Origin of the sequence: Nonomuraea typhae (genome assembly GCF_009760925.1) — a bacterium.
GTDB classification, from domain to species: Bacteria; Actinomycetota; Actinomycetes; order Streptosporangiales; family Streptosporangiaceae; genus Nonomuraea; species Nonomuraea typhae.
In genome coordinates this window covers 75,570-89,038 of the sequence record NZ_VRLV01000010.1, presented here as the reverse complement: position 1 = coordinate 89,038, position 13,469 = coordinate 75,570, and the positions used below count along the sequence as shown (strand labels likewise).

Below are 13,469 nucleotides of genomic sequence, written 5' to 3'. Positions count from 1 at the left end.
GGCACCCGCCGTGGCAGGCCCGTGGCAGGCCCGTGGCACCCCGGCGTGGCACCCCGTGGCAGGGGCCACCGCCACAACCCCGGACCCCCATCGAGGAGTGATCATGTCTGACACCGACGCCACAGGCTCCTGGCAGGACTCCGCCCTATGCGCCCAAGCGGACCCAGAAGCGTGGTTCCCGGAGGCGGGCGAGCACGCCATCGCCGCCCGGCAGATCTGCCAGAGCTGCCCCGTGCGCGAGCCGTGTCTGCAAGACGCGCTCGAGCGAGACGAGCCGTACGGCATCCGGGCCGGGCTCAGCCCACCACAGCGCCGCCGCCTCAAGGTCGGCCTGGCCGCCTGACCCTAGAGTCTCCCCGGGACACAAGATCCCCCGGGGCGGGAGGAGGTGATCACATGCGCGACCACGACAGCAACTGGGGTGGAGCAGGCTCCACCACCGGGTAGCGGCCCAGGGCGGCCCGCGCGAACCCGCCGGGCCGCCCCCAGCGTCACACAGGTGGACCCGTCCACCACCCGCTCGCTATCTCATCTGTCAGCCAGACAGGACAAGCCATGACACCGCTCATCAGAGTCGTCTCAGCGATCGGCACAACCCTCACCCTGACCGCAGCACCGACCAGTTGCAGCGGCACCACCGACGCCCCGCCCCCGCCCGCAGGGGCGCCGGGCGTCGGCTGCTTCCAGGCCGTGCACATCGAGGCCGTCAGGTTCGCCGGCGAGGCCCCGCGCGTACGCGTCCAGGTGCACCAGCAGTGCAACAGCCCCACCGTCGTCGCCACCCAAATCACCCGGATCGCCCTGTCCTACAAGGAGAGCCGTTTCGGGGGAACGTGGCTCGACGTCGGCAGCCGGGAGTTCGCCGAGCTACCCGGCCGTGACCACGCCTACTCCTACGCGCACTCGCCCTGCTGGTCGGGCCGCTACAAGGCGCACGTCTCGCAGGCGGGCACCTTCGACACCGGCAAGGAGTTCCGCGCCAGCGACACCCAGGAGGCGAGCGTGGACTGCGAGAACGCCCGCGACCTCAGCAACTAGGCGAACAATCGCCGCCACCAGGGGCGCGACTGCCGCTCCCGCATACGAGCGATGAACTTGGCCTCGCCATCCGGATCGCCGCGGAACCGGCATTGAACACTCAGCCTGGGATGACTCGGCACCACACCAAGCGCCCAACTTGAGGCGGCTTCCGGAGCTGCGTGGGTGAGGTTGCCGGTGGCGTACACGGGAGGGGCGGTGAGGTCGGGCTCCTCGCCGCGCCACACCCCCCAGCCGGAGCCCCACCAGGCCACGGTCCACACCTGCTCATCCACACCGCCGATGGTACGCCGCGAACAACCGGGACGCCCGCGGCGTCTCACCAGACACAGAGGCTGTGCGGCAGCCTCTCCTCCAGGGGCTCTCCCGCAGACCACACCGCGGGAGAGCCCACAACGCGACGAAGGCCCGCCCACTGTGGTGGACGGGCCTTGCGCATGCCCGGCCCGCAGCCGCCGGGCCCCGCCATCGTGCGCCCCCAGCGCAGCGAATCGAGCTGATCGTATCGGCAAAGACACCGCCTGCAGCTCGCCAGGTGCGCATCAGAACGTGAGAGCCTTTCATTCCGCTGCGAGCGATCATGCGTGCCAGCGAAGATGACCGCCTATGCCGCATCCCTCACCGAAGGCGAACCGGCCGCCGCGGCCACCCCTTCCCGACGACGCCGTGCTCACCCAGCTCGGCAGCAAACTGGCGCCCGGCATCTGCATCGTGCCCTTCCGCAACCACCTGCGCCCCAACGAAGCCGCCATGTCCCTGACACTCGGACATCTGGACGTCAAGCAGATGATCGACCTCATCGTCAGGCGCCGCAGCCCCGCCATCGGCGACGGCGTACGACACACAACCGCAGGTCAACTACGGCAAGCCGGATTCACCGTCACCCACGACGGCGGTAAAAGTAACCCCCGCCACGTATCGGTCAGCCTGGACGCAGGCACAGAATGGACCGAGTATGAAAGTGCCCAGTTCGATGAATGCTTTAGCTCGCCTATTTGGATGGAGGCCGACCGTGTCTAAACAGATAGACCTCCGCTTCGGCGCTCTTCCCTGGGAGCCGGCCGACAACGCAGAACTGATCGAGGTCTACGACCGCCACGACCGGCCCATCACCGGCCTACTCCGCCAGCACGACCAGGCATACGTCTTCGACTGCCTCGAAGGGCACGCCTGGGACGTCAACATCTGGATCTACGCCCCCGTCGACGACGAACTAGTCGAGCGACTGGCCGAGGCCGAGGGCGCCGACTTCCGCAAGGCCCTCGACCACGCACTGACCCGCTGCGACATCACAGCCGCCCTCGCCGTCGGCGACCGGCTGGAGATGACCGTCATCGTGCCCCGCAAGGACCTGACCCGCGACCTGTACGTCGGCGTGATGCACGCAGTCGTGACCAAGGTCGAGAGCGGCCCGCAGACCGTCCTACCGCTGAAGAACCTTCAGATGGCCATGTGAAGGCCAGATAGCTGAGAACGCGACGAAGCCCGCCCCCGGAGACCCGGGGGCGGGCTTCGTGTGACCGACCGGAATCCGCCCACAGCCAGTATGGCGTGATCCGCCTACATGCGTGGCCCAGTCCGGGTGGTGAACCCCGCGGTTGCCGGGTCGCCCCCGGCGCCCGCCACGATGGACATCAGCAGGGACACCACGGCGGCGCCCGCAGCGATGCTGCCGACCGCCGGCCAGGCGATGTCCACGATGCCCACCGTCCCGGTGCCGATCAAGCCGAGCGCGGCCGCGGTCGCCGCGCGGAGCATGCGTTCGCCGGTGTCGAGCCAGTAGGTGCCGGTCAAAAGTCGTCGCTGAGACATGATGATCTCCCCTCAGTCGGGGTGGGGAAAGTGGAACCAGCCACGTAGGAGCCCAGGTCGAGGGGCATAGAGGGGCTGGGGGTGCCCCTGACGTCGGGGCGGAAAACTATAAGGGCTTGATCATTTGGCAGGCGGGTTGACCGTGGCGGCCCAGGTGAGCTGCCCGACAATGCCGTCATCCTCCAGGCCGGCGGCGCGCTGGATGTTGCGGCAGACCGTCCGGGAGTCCGGGCCGTACGCGCCGTCCACCGCCAGGCCGTAGCCCAGCCGTACGGCGGCCTCCTGCCAGCGGCGGACATCCTCTCCGCGCGTGATCGGCGGGTACTCCAGCAGGCGGCCGGGCCAGGCGTTGGGGTCCGCCGGCGCGCCGCCGGGCCGCGGGGCACCGCGCCGTACCCAGCCGTACAACGCGGTACCAGGGCAATCGGTGGCGTATCCGTCGCGGTGGCCCTTGATCTCGCGGCCAGCGCCGCCGCGCTCTCGAAGGATCTCGATGGCGTCGAGGATGCCGACCAGCATGGCGTCGGTCGGCTCGACCAGGCCGGTGGCGCCGACCATGCCGAGGACGGCGTAGTGCGCCTGATTGTTGCCGGGGCCGTTGGCGGCCACCAGCACGCCGGGGCCCCGGCCGGTGAGGATGTCGCCGTGCGGGCAGACCGCGTAGCTGTAGGCGAAGTCGCTCCAGCCGTTGCCGTCCATGTGCCAGCCCTGAATCTGCCGCATGAGGTCCAGGCACCGATCATGGTCGCCGGTGAGGCGAGGGTCGACGCGCCCGCCGACGTAGTGGACCTTCACCCCGCGCGTCTTGCTGATCCTGGAGACTTTCCTGGGGGCTCGGGCGCGCCACTGCCTACGAGTGATTACGGTCATGACTCTGCCTCTCCTTCCTCGGTGCGTCGTTCCAGCAGCGCCATGCGGTCCTCCAGCCGTGCCTCCAGCGCGCGCCGCGCCCGCCGCTCCTCGTCGATCTTGTCTTCCAGGGTCCGGCGCAGGCGCCGCTCCTCATCGAGCGCGGTCTGCAGGTCGGCCACCTGCTGCGTGAGCCTGTCGTTGAGCCGCTCCAGGCTGGTGACCACGCCGATGGACTGCTCGCCCTTGTCGCGGCGCCGGTCGCGCAGGTAGGTCAGCAGGCCGGTGATCAGGCCGCCGCCGAGCAGCGCCGCCAGGACCGTGCCGAGCACGCCGAGCACGTCGCCGCTCACAGCCTGCTCCGGGTGAGTCCGACCTTGCGGATGTGCAGGCCGACCGCACCGACGACCAGCGGGTAGGAGGCCAGCAGCCCGGACAGACCGCCGAAGGCGATGATGGATACCCCGTAGATCAGACATGCCAGAGACAGCAGCCGCAGACCGAGCACCATGAGCGGCCGCCGGGTGGTGACCAGCAGCCCGTCGCGCTCGCGGACACCGGCGGCGCCGACCAGCCAGCACACCGAGCCGACCAGGAGAACCAGCCCCCACAGCCGGCCCGCCCACCACGGCATCAGCGCCAGGGCGCGCGAGGAGGCGATTCCGGTCAGCGAGGCAATCCCCGGGACGATGCCGAGCAGCGCGAACATCGTGTCCAGCGGCTGGGTCTGCACCCAGAGGGGCAGCCGGTAGACCAGATGGGTCAGCGGGTTCTTCACGCGGGGTCCGGATCCAGGTGGTAGGCGAGCTTGAACTCGGCCAGCGTGACCGCCACCGCGGTGGAGGCGTTGTGGCGGACCATCAGGCCGAGGGGGACACCCGGGTGCACGAACATGCCCCAGCTCTTGGACCGGTACTGGCCGCCCGGCGTGGCCGCGTAGTCCTCGGTACACGTGGAGTCCGGCGGCCCGAACAGGGCCAGCGGGTCGCGCGTGAACCGATCCCGTACCTCGTCGTAGGTGCCGTCTTCCCACTGCACCATCGCGTACAGCTGCGCCCAGGCGTCATGCGCCGGCCAGATCAGGCCGCTGCGCAGGTCCGGGTAGGCGCTGGTGACGCCGTCGGGCTGGGCCGGGTTGTGCATGCCGTCGGCGTCGTAGGACTCGCCGGTCGTGCTGCCGTACGGGAACCGGAGCAGCGTGTAGTTCGGCCCGGCTGGGATGAGCTGCGGTGACCTGGCGATGAGGGAACACACGTGGTTCGGCATCGGCCCTCCGTGGGTCAGTCGTCCTTCAGCCGGGCGAGCTCGGCCTCGAGGTTGTGGATGCGTTGCCGCTTCAGCTCTTCCGGGTCGGCCGGCTTCGGCGTGGCGGGCAGCGCCTGGTCGCGCCGGGCGAAGAGAGCCGCTTTCTTCTGTGCGAGCTCGGCCTCGGTGTCGGCCTCGACGTGGAACATGCGATCGTCCGGGGTGAGGGCCGCACCGCAGCCGGGGCAGACGTCGGGATTCTGGCCGGTCTCGGCAAAGAAGGCCGCGCCGAAGGTGTGCTTGCCGCCGCAGCCGGGGCAGAAGTAGACGGCGGACACTAGGTCGACGGGCAGGCCGGGAGGCTGGGCTTTGCTCATGAAATCCTCGTGACGATCAAGGTGCTGTTGGCGCGGACGAAGGTCGCGTTGGCGGAGGACGCCTGCTGCGCCCAGGTGAGGGTCAGGTTCCCCGCGGTGCCGGCGACGCGGACGATGCCCTTGTGCAGGGCGACCAGGTTCGTCGAGTTGTTCGTGATGCCGCCGTGCGACGGGGTGCCACTGATCGACTGCGCGGTGCGGCTCACCTGGTCGACCGTTGCCGTCGCGGACTGTGTGATCGCGTCGGCGACCCAGTCCATTGTGGCGCTGGCTGGCCCGTCCCAGTCGGTCTTGATGTCCCCGGCCGGATCGGCGCCGTAGATGAGGAAGCACTCGACGAGGTAGTCGGTGTTCGCCGAGACGGCGACGACGAGTTCGTTGTCGGCCTGCAGTGTCGTGGACGAGGTGACGGACTCGTCCACCGACTTGATGATGACGGCCTGCTGCACGAGGTACGTGGTCATCTCCGAGGCGTCCATCACCTCGTTCGTGGAGAAGGTCTTGAAGCCGGTCATCAGGCGAGCATCCTTGTGCAGCGTAGGAAGGAGTTGGCGAACACTCTGGTCGCGGTGCCGGAGCTGGTGCCTTGGGCCCACTGCAGCTTGAACGTCCCGCCGGAGGTGCCGATGCGGAGGATGCCGGCCACGTGCACGATGCTGGAGGTGCCTGAGGCGATGGTTCCCATCACGGTGCTGGTCGCGGTGACCTTCCAGTTCCTGTCGGTGTCGGTCACGGTGGCGGTCGCACCGCTTACCGGGCCGTTGGCGATCCACCGGATCCAGCCTGAGGGCAGCACGAACTGGAGCTTGAAGTCGCCGCCGACGGCGCCGTCCGTGATCAGGATCCCGTCGAGCCAGTAGTTCGTGCTGGCCGACAGCGTCATGAACAGATCGTTGTCGTCCTGGAGCGTCGTGGACGAGGTGACGCTTTCCGTCGAGGTTTTGCGGGCGACCTGCTGCTGGGTGAGGTAGGCGTTGACGTCCGCGCTGGTCAGGTATTCGTTGACGCCGAAGGTCTTGAAGGCCATGGCTGCCTCACACCAGCTTGGTGACGATCATGCCGGAACCGGTATTGACTCTGGTCGCGGTCGCGTTGCTGGTGTCCTGCGCCCAGCGGAAGCCGAAAACCCCGGCGGTGGTGCTGACCTTCAGCACGCCTACCGCCGGGATGATCAGGTTGGTGGCGACGCCGTTGGTCGCCATGGCGGGCAGGTTGCCGATCTGCTGGCGGGTGCGGGAGACCGGGCCGAACCCGTCCGCGTCGTCGCCGAGCGCGTCGGAGCACCAATCGAAGGTCGCGCCGGACGGCCCGTACCAGCCGAACTCGATCCCGCCGCCGGTATCTGCCCCGTCCACGATGATCAGCGCCTTGATCCAGTAGTTCGTGCTGGCCGCCGCCGTGAACTTCAAGTGGTTGTCGTTCTGGATGGTCTCGCTGCTCGTGACGGTCTCGTGCGCCGTCTTGTCCACGAACAGGCATTGAACGATCTTCGTGTTGACGTCGGTCGCGCCCAGCTGGTTGCCGTCCGTCCAGGTACCGAACGCCATGTCAGAATCCCAGCGGATTCAGATCGAGGCGGCCTCTGGTCGAGTCGCCGATGAGGAAGAAGCTGCCGCCGGCAGCCGAGCTCTGCAGGGTCCAGGTCGTGTACCAGGGGCCGGCGGGGCTCGCGTCGTGCTCGATGCCGCGGATGAAATAGTCCTGTTCGATCATGTCGCCGCCGCCGGGTGGCCGTCGCCGGATCGTGATCCGGTCGCCGATCAGCCTGTTCAGGGACTGGGGGAACAGGTTGGATTCGTCGGACTGCGGCATGATCGTGATGGTCTCGAAGCGCTGCTCGGGCTGCGCGCTCAGCGACAGCACCCACTGCGCCATGTTCAGCGCGGAGCTGTCGCTGTTGAACAGCAGGTCCGACCGCTCCCAGGTGCGGACGAGGAACTCCTCCTGTGAGGCGGTGTCCTCGGCCACCTGCTCGGAGCCGCCCACCCGGGTGATGATGACCCTGTTGACCAGCTGGGTGTCATCGCTGGCCAGCGTCAGGTCCGTGTACGGCAGTTCGGAGCCGCCGGCATCACCGAAGGTCGCCTGCGAGGTGGTGGAGCGAGAGTCGTTGTTGATCGCCGCCCGGTTCCTGAAGAACACTTTCCCGTCCGCGGTGACGTACAGTTCGCCGACCTCGGTCTCGTTGGTGATCAGCAGCTCGTCCATCAGGTTGCCGTCGAGCGTGGTCGCCTGCAGGGTGACGTCGCCGGTCGCGATGCTGCGCAGGCTGGCCGACCAGCCGGCGTTGTCCAGGATGCGGCTGACGCGAGCGCTGGACAGCTCGGAGGGGGCCGAGACGGCGTCGGTGGAGCGCCGGTCGAAGTTGGAGAAGATCTTGAAAGCGTCGGTGCACGGCACGGTCACCTCGCTGTAGTTCGGACCGTCCCAGATGACCTTCCAGGCGTCCACATACCCTCTGAACAGGTCGTATGTCACCGAGTTCCAGATCGCTCTGACCCTGACCGGGCGCATGGGCTTGACCAGCGTGCCGCCGGAACCACTGGACAGACCCGACAACGACTTGTGAGCCATGGAAGCGGTCGTGAACGACGTGCTCTGGGCGTCCTCCGCCTCGGTGTAGGAGTCCGTGGCCGTCCAGTCCCACGACGCCCCAGAGCCGCCGCCGACAGCAGACACGAACCGCATCTCATAGTCGGCCGTGCCGGACGGGACCAGCGAGGGCGTGTCGAAGTAGGCGGTGCCAGGGTTGTCGGTCGAGTCGAAGGTCGGTGTGCCGGAGGCGTCCCGGATGGCCGCGACGATGGTCACCCCGTCCGACCCGGACGCCTGCGCGAAGGTGTAGGTGGACGGCTCTGAGGCGCCCGCGACCTTCCACCAGACCTTGGAGTGCAAGTTGTTGGCGCCCGCGTCCCGGCTTGTGAGCGGCTGCCAGGTGGCGCCGCCGGTCGGCGTGGACATGGACGAGGCGTTCCCCCAGTCCGCGGACTGGTAGGCGACCAGGATGTCGCCGGAGGCGGTGCCGGTCGGCTTGGCGCAGGTGTAGCTCGTCGAGGTGGAGGTGGCGACGGTGGAGTCGCGCAGGCTCGCCTCGATCGTCTCGGGGTCCGTCGAGGCCACGGCCACGGAGAAGCCATGCCCGACCACCTGCGTGATCGAGCACGCGGCCTGCTGGATGCCCGAGGCCGCGCTGCCGGACGGAAGCGTGTACGGGCCCGAGCCGTTGCTGGGGTCGAAGCGCCTGTCGGAGTTGTTGAGCTTCAGCTCGCACGTGCCGGCCTCGTACCGGATCAGCGGCCCGTCCACCCGGCTGGACCCGCGATTGATCTTGAAGTGCATCAAGTAGGCGCTGACGTCGGTGAAGGTGCCGTTGTTCTCGAAGTCGATCGCGACGTTCAGGATCGGGAACGCCATGTCAGGTGCGCAGCTTCAACGTGATGCCACCGGTGTTCTTGGCGTAGGTCTGCAGCTCCTGGACCATCGCGCGGATGTCGCTGACGCCGTGGAAATGCACATCGCCGGTGATGGTCAGGCCGCCCGCGCTGGGTTGGATGCGGCCCGGGGAGCCGACGTGCAGCATCTCCGGGCCGCGCTCGCCGACCATGTATGCCTGGCCCGGCTGCACCCGGCCGCCGCGCCAGCGGCCGATCGGCGGCCGGCCCCACCGGTAGCCGCTGCCGGGGCCCTCGTTGACGCGGGCGCCGGTGAAGGGCGCCTGGATGACCCGGCCGGGGCCGGAGTACATGACGACGTGGCCCGGGCCGTTGCGGCCCCAGCTGGTGAACCCCAGGTCGCCCGGGGCGGGCTTGGAGATGTGGCTGGTCCACGGCCACTGCCCGTAGGTGGTGCGCGGGATGACCTTGCCGCTGGCCTTGTACCAGCCGTACTGCATCAGGCTGGAGCAGTCGAAGCCGCGGATCCCGGCGCCCTGCGCGAACCCGTAGCCGGGACCGCCTGGGCCGCCGCCGCCCCAGCTGTAGGGGACGCCGATCTGGGTTCGGGCGGCCTGCACGGCCTTCAGGCCGACGCCGCCCATGCGGGCAGTGATCTCCTTGGCCAGGAATGTGCCGATGGCGTTGGTCATCCGCTGGTAGGCGTTCTCTCGCCTGGCGAGGTAGCCGCGCAGCTGGGTGAGCGAGGGGCCAGTCCGGTACGGGGTGGGGAGTGTCTTGTAGCCGACAGGGCCGCCCTGGGCGAAGGCGGGCAGCTGCGTCCGGCCGGAGCGGACCATCTGCCGCAGGCGCAGCATGGCTTGCTGACCGCCGACCTTGTCAACCTCCTCTGGCGTCCACACGTGCTCGCCGACCCGAAGCATGGCGTGCACGCTGTCCTTGTGGCGCGAGCCGCCCGGCTGCATCGGCACCTCGCCGCCTTTGGCGAAGATCGTGGCCCGGACCTTGCCTGCTGTAAAGGTTGTCCCGTCGGCCGAGACTTTGATCTGCACCTTCTTGGGCGTCTTGATCTTGTCGGTTGCGTCGTTGATCGCCTTGGGCATCTCGATGTACTTGGCGATCAGGTCCTTGATCGCCTGGCGTGCTTCCTTGGAGGCTCCCTTGACGCCGACCAGCTTCTCGATGTGCTTCTTGAACGCCTCGTTGGCGTCCTTGGCGCTTTTGGTCTGGTCGAAGACCTTCAGTGCGTGATCGCGGGCCGCCCGCGCCGCCGCGATCACTGCGCGCTCGTTGGCCCGGCCTGCGGCGGTGTCGATGTTGAACGCGCCGGTCCTCTTGTTGACCGCGGCCCCGTTCTCTTTGAACGCCGACGTCACGTTGTCGAGGGCTTCCTCGAACTCCAGCTCGCCGTCGCGTGATTCCAGCAGCGCGTTGTTCAAGCGGTCCAGCGCGGCCCGCTGGCGGTCGATGGACTCGGCGGCCTTCTGGGAGTCGGCGGCGAGCTTCTGCTGTGTCACCGCCGCGGCGTTGGTCTTGGCCACCGAGCTGTTGGCGGCCGCGGTGTAGAGGGGGAACACCTCGGCCAGCCGGTTGACGGGGACGCCGGCCGCCTTGGCCTGCTCGGCGATCTTCCCGAACGCCTGCTTGGCCTGCTCGACGTTGCCTGAGGTCGCCATCGCCGCCAGCGCCTTGTCCACCGATTCGACTTTGCGCTGCAGCTGCTGGAAGTTGCCGTCAAGGATCGGCAGGGCGTCGGCCATCGCGTCGATGGGGTGGCTCATCAGCCGCTCCCACAGGGTGGGGTCGGCGATCTCCCGGATCGCGTCGCCGAAGCGTTTCGGGGCGTCGGCGGCATCGTCGAACGCGCCGGTCCACTGCTCGGACATCTTGCCCGACAGCTTGCCGGTGGCGGCCAGCTTCTTCAGGTCCTCGGTGAGCTGGTCGGCCTCCACGTGAGCGCCGGCCAGGGTCGAGGTCAGCTTGTTGACCTGGTCGACCGCGATCACTGTCGCGGCGATCAGCGCCAGCGCCTTGCCCAGGGTGGCGAGCTTGGCCTTCAGCCCGTCGGCGGTGATGCCGAGCGCCAGCATCGCCGCCTTCGTTTCGGCGATCTTCGGGATGAGGAAGATCAGCCCGCCCGCGGCCAGGCTGGCGGCGCCCGCCACCCCGGCGATCGAAACGACCGCGCCCTGCGCCCCGGACGGCATCGCCGAGAACGCGTTCACGACGCTGTCAGCGGCCTGCACCAGGCGGCGCAGCACCCCGGTGGAGGCCGAGCCGCCCTCGATCAGCGCCGTCTCGACGCTGCCCTTCAGCTTCTCCAGGTCGCCGGCGAGGTTGTCCATGTTCTTGGCGGCCACCTTCGAGGCCGCCCCCTGCTCGGAGACCGCGTCGGTGTACTTGCGCACACCCTCCGCGCCGATCTTGTACAGGATCGCCGCGCCGCGCATGGCGTCGGAGCCGAAGATCTGCGCCATCGCGGCGTCGCGCTGCTGCTGGGTCAGCCCGCCGAGCCTGTCCTTGAGCTGCCCGGCCAGATGTTCCAGCCCGACGAAACTGCCCTGCGCGTTGTAGGCGAACAGGCCAAGCTCCTCCATCAGGTCCGCGCTCTTGTTCGTGGGGTTGGCCAGATGCATGAGCATCGTCTTGAGAGAGGTGCCGGCGTCGGAGCCGATCAGGGCGTTGTCGGAGAACGCGGCCAGCACACCGACGGTGTCCTCCAGATCCAGCCCGGCCTGCGCCGCCATCTGTCCGCCGGCCTTCAGCGACTCGCCCAGCTGATGCACGTCGGCGGCGGACTTGTTCGCGCCCGCCGCCAGCGCGTCGGCGACCCGCTCGACGTCCTTGCCCTGCAGGTTGAAGATCTTCATCGCCTGGCCGGACAGCGTGGCGGCCTCTTCCAGCTCCAGCTGGCCCGCCGCGGCAAGCGACAGGGCGCCCTTGAGCGCGCCGCCCATGATGTCGGCCGCGGAGATGCCGACCTTGGCCAGTTCGGCCTCGGCCTGGGCGGCCTCGGTGGCCGAGTATTTCGTGTCCTTGCCCGCCTGCAGCGCGGCTTTGCGCAGCCCGTCCAGGTCTTTGGCCGAGGCGTTGGAGACGGCCCCGACGTGGCTCATGGCCTTGTCGAACTCCATCGTCGCCTTGACCGCGACCCCGAACCCGGCCACCAGGGCCGCGCCGGAGACGACCGCGCCCTGGCCGAGCGCATCCAGGCTCTCGCGCTGCTTGCGGTTGGCGTGCTCGATGGTCTTGTGCAGGTCGGTGACGCGCTCGCGCGCCGACTTGATGGTCTTGGAGAGGGTGACGTCCCGGCCGACCAGGTCGACGGCGACAACGCGGCCCACGCTACCCCCTCTGCTCCTCGGCTTTGTTCATGCGGTCGATCACGGCGGTGAACTCGCAGAAGACGTCCACCGGAAGATCCCAAGCGTCCAGGTAGGTGATGCCGAAGCGCTGCGCCAAGCCCAGCGAGTAGGCCAGCACCTGGGCCTCTACGCCTCCCCGTTCGTCGCCCCAGAGGCGGTCGAGGACGTCGGGCCTTTTCCCTCCGCGGCAGCCTCGCCCAGGCCCTGCGCGTCGGGCTGGTCGTCGCCCTCGTCGGGCTCGATGAAGTGCAGCTTTCTCAGGTCGCAGTCGATCTCGTCGAAGGGGATCTGCTCGCCGCTACGGCGGTAGAGGATCAGCAGCAGCGCCGTGAGCGCGTCGGCGTCGCCCTCGACCAGCGCGTCGAGGAACTGGTACGTCGACATCCGGGTGTGGGCTTTGATCACGCGGGCCTCGGCCAGCGTGGGCATGCCGTCCCACTCCCACTCGTGGACCTTGCCGTCGGGGTCTTCCAACCTGATGATCGTCACGAGCCCAGCTCCTTCGCGATCTGGTCAACGACCCGATCGATCGCCTGCTCTGCCCGCCGCTCCGAGCCGCGCGCTGTCCGGTAGAACCACGGCTTGGCACGCTGCACCGCCCAGGCGGCCGACCGGCGCCCATACACGGGGTGCCGCCAGCGCTGGAACGGGCTCACGCCCTCCATGTAGGCGCCCAGGTTCCGCCGGGAGGCGGGCATGCGCTTGGGGTTGACCCACACGGTCACGCCGTTCCAGCGGGTGTTCATCGAGACCTGGATCACGGTTGCTTTGGCGATCTCGGCGCGCAGCCTACCGCTCGACCTCGATGGCAGCGCGCGGACCGCGGCCTTCTCGGCCTCGCGCAGCGGCACAGCGACCTTGCGCAGTTCGGCGCGGGCCCGGCGCTCGATCTCCTTGGAGCCGTACTTGCGCATATCCAGCGCCAGCCGCTCCAGCGCCTCGTGCCCCCGAAACTCCACTACGCGGTCGCCCTCGACAACGTGCCGGCGCCCGGCCAGGACACGCTCACCGTCGCCAGGTCACCCACGCTGTTGCCCATCGGGTTGACCTCTTTGACCAGCACGGTCCCGGAGTATTCGGGGTTGGTCGACGAGATCGCCGCCGACGTGGCGCGGATCTTGACCGTGGTGGTGGTGCCGAGCAGCGGCCACAGGGTGGCGTCGACGGCCGAGGCGGCGAAGTCGGAGTTGAACTCGATGTCGACCGACCAGTCCTTCAGGCCGCCGATCCGGGAATGGAAGGTGTCGCCGAAGGCGGTGTCGTCGAGCTCGGCCGCCTCGACCTTCAGGGTCGCCGAGCGGGCGAACGCGCTGAGCACGACGGAGTTGATTTCGACGCGGCAATCAATGAACGCGAACGAGGCCATCGCTTCTCCTTGAACGACGAAAGCC

At 68.7% G+C, this 13,469-nt stretch carries 20 protein-coding genes; 4 read left to right on the top strand and 16 right to left on the bottom strand.

The annotated features are described in order from the left end of the window. Positions 1-103: 103 nt before the first annotated feature. Positions 104-343, top strand: a complete 240-nt coding sequence (locus FVE25_RS33455; protein WP_157251144.1) for a WhiB family transcriptional regulator — start codon at positions 104-106, stop codon at positions 341-343. A 212-nt stretch (positions 344-555) separates the two neighbouring features. Beyond that, positions 556-1,038, top strand: coding sequence for a hypothetical protein (locus FVE25_RS33450; protein ID WP_157251143.1), 483 nt, complete (start codon positions 556-558; stop codon positions 1,036-1,038). Here FVE25_RS33450 and FVE25_RS33445 read toward each other — a convergent pair. Beyond that, a complete protein-coding gene (locus tag FVE25_RS33445; RefSeq protein ID WP_157251142.1) occupies positions 1,035-1,313 on the bottom strand; it encodes a hypothetical protein in 279 nt (92 codons plus the stop codon). The genes FVE25_RS33450 and FVE25_RS33445 overlap by 4 nt on opposite strands. Before the next feature lie 391 nt (positions 1,314-1,704). Here FVE25_RS33445 and FVE25_RS33440 point away from each other — a divergent pair, with 391 nt between their 5' ends. Together FVE25_RS33440 and FVE25_RS33435 are read left to right on the top strand one after the other, a co-directional pair. Next, the gene (locus FVE25_RS33440) at positions 1,705-2,058 is read left to right on the top strand and encodes a hypothetical protein (protein WP_157251141.1); all 354 of its coding nucleotides are present in this window, start codon (positions 1,705-1,707) and stop codon (positions 2,056-2,058) included. Then, positions 2,051-2,494: a cytidylate kinase family protein gene (locus tag FVE25_RS33435; RefSeq protein WP_157251140.1), complete on the top strand. Its 444-nt coding sequence runs from the start codon at positions 2,051-2,053 to the stop codon at positions 2,492-2,494. Before FVE25_RS33440 ends, FVE25_RS33435 begins: the two co-directional genes overlap by 8 nt. 104 nt (positions 2,495-2,598) lie before the next feature. On the opposite strand, the gene FVE25_RS33430 is transcribed toward FVE25_RS33435, so the two are convergent. The 15 genes from FVE25_RS33430 to FVE25_RS33360 form a co-directional block, all read right to left on the bottom strand. Further along, complete coding sequence (locus tag FVE25_RS33430; RefSeq protein WP_157251139.1) at positions 2,599-2,850, bottom strand: holin; 252 nt, start codon at positions 2,848-2,850, stop codon at positions 2,599-2,601. Between the two features lie 120 nt (positions 2,851-2,970). Beyond that, positions 2,971-3,720 (bottom strand): peptidoglycan recognition protein family protein, encoded by a 750-nt coding sequence (locus FVE25_RS33425; RefSeq protein WP_157251138.1) that lies wholly within the window; start codon positions 3,718-3,720, stop codon positions 2,971-2,973. Continuing rightward, positions 3,717-4,052: a hypothetical protein gene (locus FVE25_RS33420; protein ID WP_157251137.1), complete on the bottom strand. Its 336-nt coding sequence runs from the start codon at positions 4,050-4,052 to the stop codon at positions 3,717-3,719. Before FVE25_RS33420 ends, FVE25_RS33425 begins: the two co-directional genes overlap by 4 nt. Beyond that, on the bottom strand, positions 4,049-4,477 hold the full coding sequence (locus FVE25_RS33415) for a hypothetical protein (RefSeq protein ID WP_157251136.1): 429 nt from the start codon (positions 4,475-4,477) through the stop codon (positions 4,049-4,051). Before FVE25_RS33415 ends, FVE25_RS33420 begins: the two co-directional genes overlap by 4 nt. Continuing rightward, positions 4,474-4,965 (bottom strand): hypothetical protein, encoded by a 492-nt coding sequence (locus FVE25_RS33410; RefSeq protein ID WP_157251135.1) that lies wholly within the window; start codon positions 4,963-4,965, stop codon positions 4,474-4,476. Before FVE25_RS33410 ends, FVE25_RS33415 begins: the two co-directional genes overlap by 4 nt. Before the next feature lie 14 nt (positions 4,966-4,979). Then, on the bottom strand, positions 4,980-5,321 hold the full coding sequence (locus FVE25_RS33405) for an SIR2 family protein (RefSeq protein WP_157251134.1): 342 nt from the start codon (positions 5,319-5,321) through the stop codon (positions 4,980-4,982). Beyond that, complete coding sequence (locus FVE25_RS33400; RefSeq protein WP_157251133.1) at positions 5,318-5,836, bottom strand: hypothetical protein; 519 nt, start codon at positions 5,834-5,836, stop codon at positions 5,318-5,320. The genes FVE25_RS33405 and FVE25_RS33400 overlap by 4 nt, the downstream gene beginning before the upstream one ends. After that, positions 5,836-6,348 (bottom strand): hypothetical protein, encoded by a 513-nt coding sequence (locus FVE25_RS33395; RefSeq protein ID WP_157251132.1) that lies wholly within the window; start codon positions 6,346-6,348, stop codon positions 5,836-5,838. Before FVE25_RS33395 ends, FVE25_RS33400 begins: the two co-directional genes overlap by 1 nt. A gap of 7 nt (positions 6,349-6,355) precedes the next feature. Continuing rightward, positions 6,356-6,868, bottom strand: coding sequence for a hypothetical protein (locus FVE25_RS33390; RefSeq protein WP_157251131.1), 513 nt, complete (start codon positions 6,866-6,868; stop codon positions 6,356-6,358). 1 nt (position 6,869) lies between these two features. After that, positions 6,870-8,735 (bottom strand): hypothetical protein, encoded by a 1,866-nt coding sequence (locus FVE25_RS33385; protein ID WP_157251130.1) that lies wholly within the window; start codon positions 8,733-8,735, stop codon positions 6,870-6,872. 1 nt (position 8,736) lies between these two features. Beyond that, positions 8,737-12,057 (bottom strand): phage tail tape measure protein, encoded by a 3,321-nt coding sequence (locus tag FVE25_RS33380; RefSeq protein ID WP_157251129.1) that lies wholly within the window; start codon positions 12,055-12,057, stop codon positions 8,737-8,739. A gap of 1 nt (position 12,058) precedes the next feature. Continuing rightward, complete coding sequence (locus tag FVE25_RS33375) at positions 12,059-12,196, bottom strand: hypothetical protein (RefSeq protein WP_157251128.1); 138 nt, start codon at positions 12,194-12,196, stop codon at positions 12,059-12,061. Between the two features lie 8 nt (positions 12,197-12,204). Then, positions 12,205-12,567: a hypothetical protein gene (locus FVE25_RS33370; protein WP_157251127.1), complete on the bottom strand. Its 363-nt coding sequence runs from the start codon at positions 12,565-12,567 to the stop codon at positions 12,205-12,207. Then, complete coding sequence (locus FVE25_RS33365) at positions 12,564-13,037, bottom strand: hypothetical protein (RefSeq protein WP_157251126.1); 474 nt, start codon at positions 13,035-13,037, stop codon at positions 12,564-12,566. The genes FVE25_RS33370 and FVE25_RS33365 overlap by 4 nt, the downstream gene beginning before the upstream one ends. After that, the gene (locus FVE25_RS33360) at positions 13,037-13,444 is read right to left on the bottom strand and encodes a radical SAM protein (RefSeq protein WP_157251125.1); all 408 of its coding nucleotides are present in this window, start codon (positions 13,442-13,444) and stop codon (positions 13,037-13,039) included. The genes FVE25_RS33365 and FVE25_RS33360 overlap by 1 nt, the downstream gene beginning before the upstream one ends. Between the last annotated feature and the right edge of the window lie 25 nt (positions 13,445-13,469).

Bases quoted from the DNA above. Each gene is read 5' to 3' on its own strand.
- FVE25_RS33455 (WP_157251144.1), top strand. From the start codon at position 104: ATGTCTGACACCGACGCCACAGGCTCCTGGCAGGACTCCGCCCTATGC.
- FVE25_RS33450 (WP_157251143.1), top strand. From the start codon at position 556: ATGACACCGCTCATCAGAGTCGTCTCAGCGATCGGCACAACCCTCACC.
- FVE25_RS33430 (WP_157251139.1), bottom strand. From the start codon at position 2,850: ATGTCTCAGCGACGACTTTTGACCGGCACCTACTGGCTCGACACCGGC.
- FVE25_RS33425 (WP_157251138.1), bottom strand. From the start codon at position 3,720: ATGACCGTAATCACTCGTAGGCAGTGGCGCGCCCGAGCCCCCAGGAAA.
- FVE25_RS33410 (WP_157251135.1), bottom strand. From the start codon at position 4,965: ATGCCGAACCACGTGTGTTCCCTCATCGCCAGGTCACCGCAGCTCATC.
- FVE25_RS33405 (WP_157251134.1), bottom strand. From the start codon at position 5,321: ATGAGCAAAGCCCAGCCTCCCGGCCTGCCCGTCGACCTAGTGTCCGCC.
- FVE25_RS33400 (WP_157251133.1), bottom strand. From the start codon at position 5,836: ATGACCGGCTTCAAGACCTTCTCCACGAACGAGGTGATGGACGCCTCG.
- FVE25_RS33395 (WP_157251132.1), bottom strand. From the start codon at position 6,348: ATGGCCTTCAAGACCTTCGGCGTCAACGAATACCTGACCAGCGCGGAC.
- FVE25_RS33390 (WP_157251131.1), bottom strand. From the start codon at position 6,868: ATGGCGTTCGGTACCTGGACGGACGGCAACCAGCTGGGCGCGACCGAC.
- FVE25_RS33385 (WP_157251130.1), bottom strand. From the start codon at position 8,735: ATGGCGTTCCCGATCCTGAACGTCGCGATCGACTTCGAGAACAACGGC.
- FVE25_RS33360 (WP_157251125.1), bottom strand. From the start codon at position 13,444: ATGGCCTCGTTCGCGTTCATTGATTGCCGCGTCGAAATCAACTCCGTC.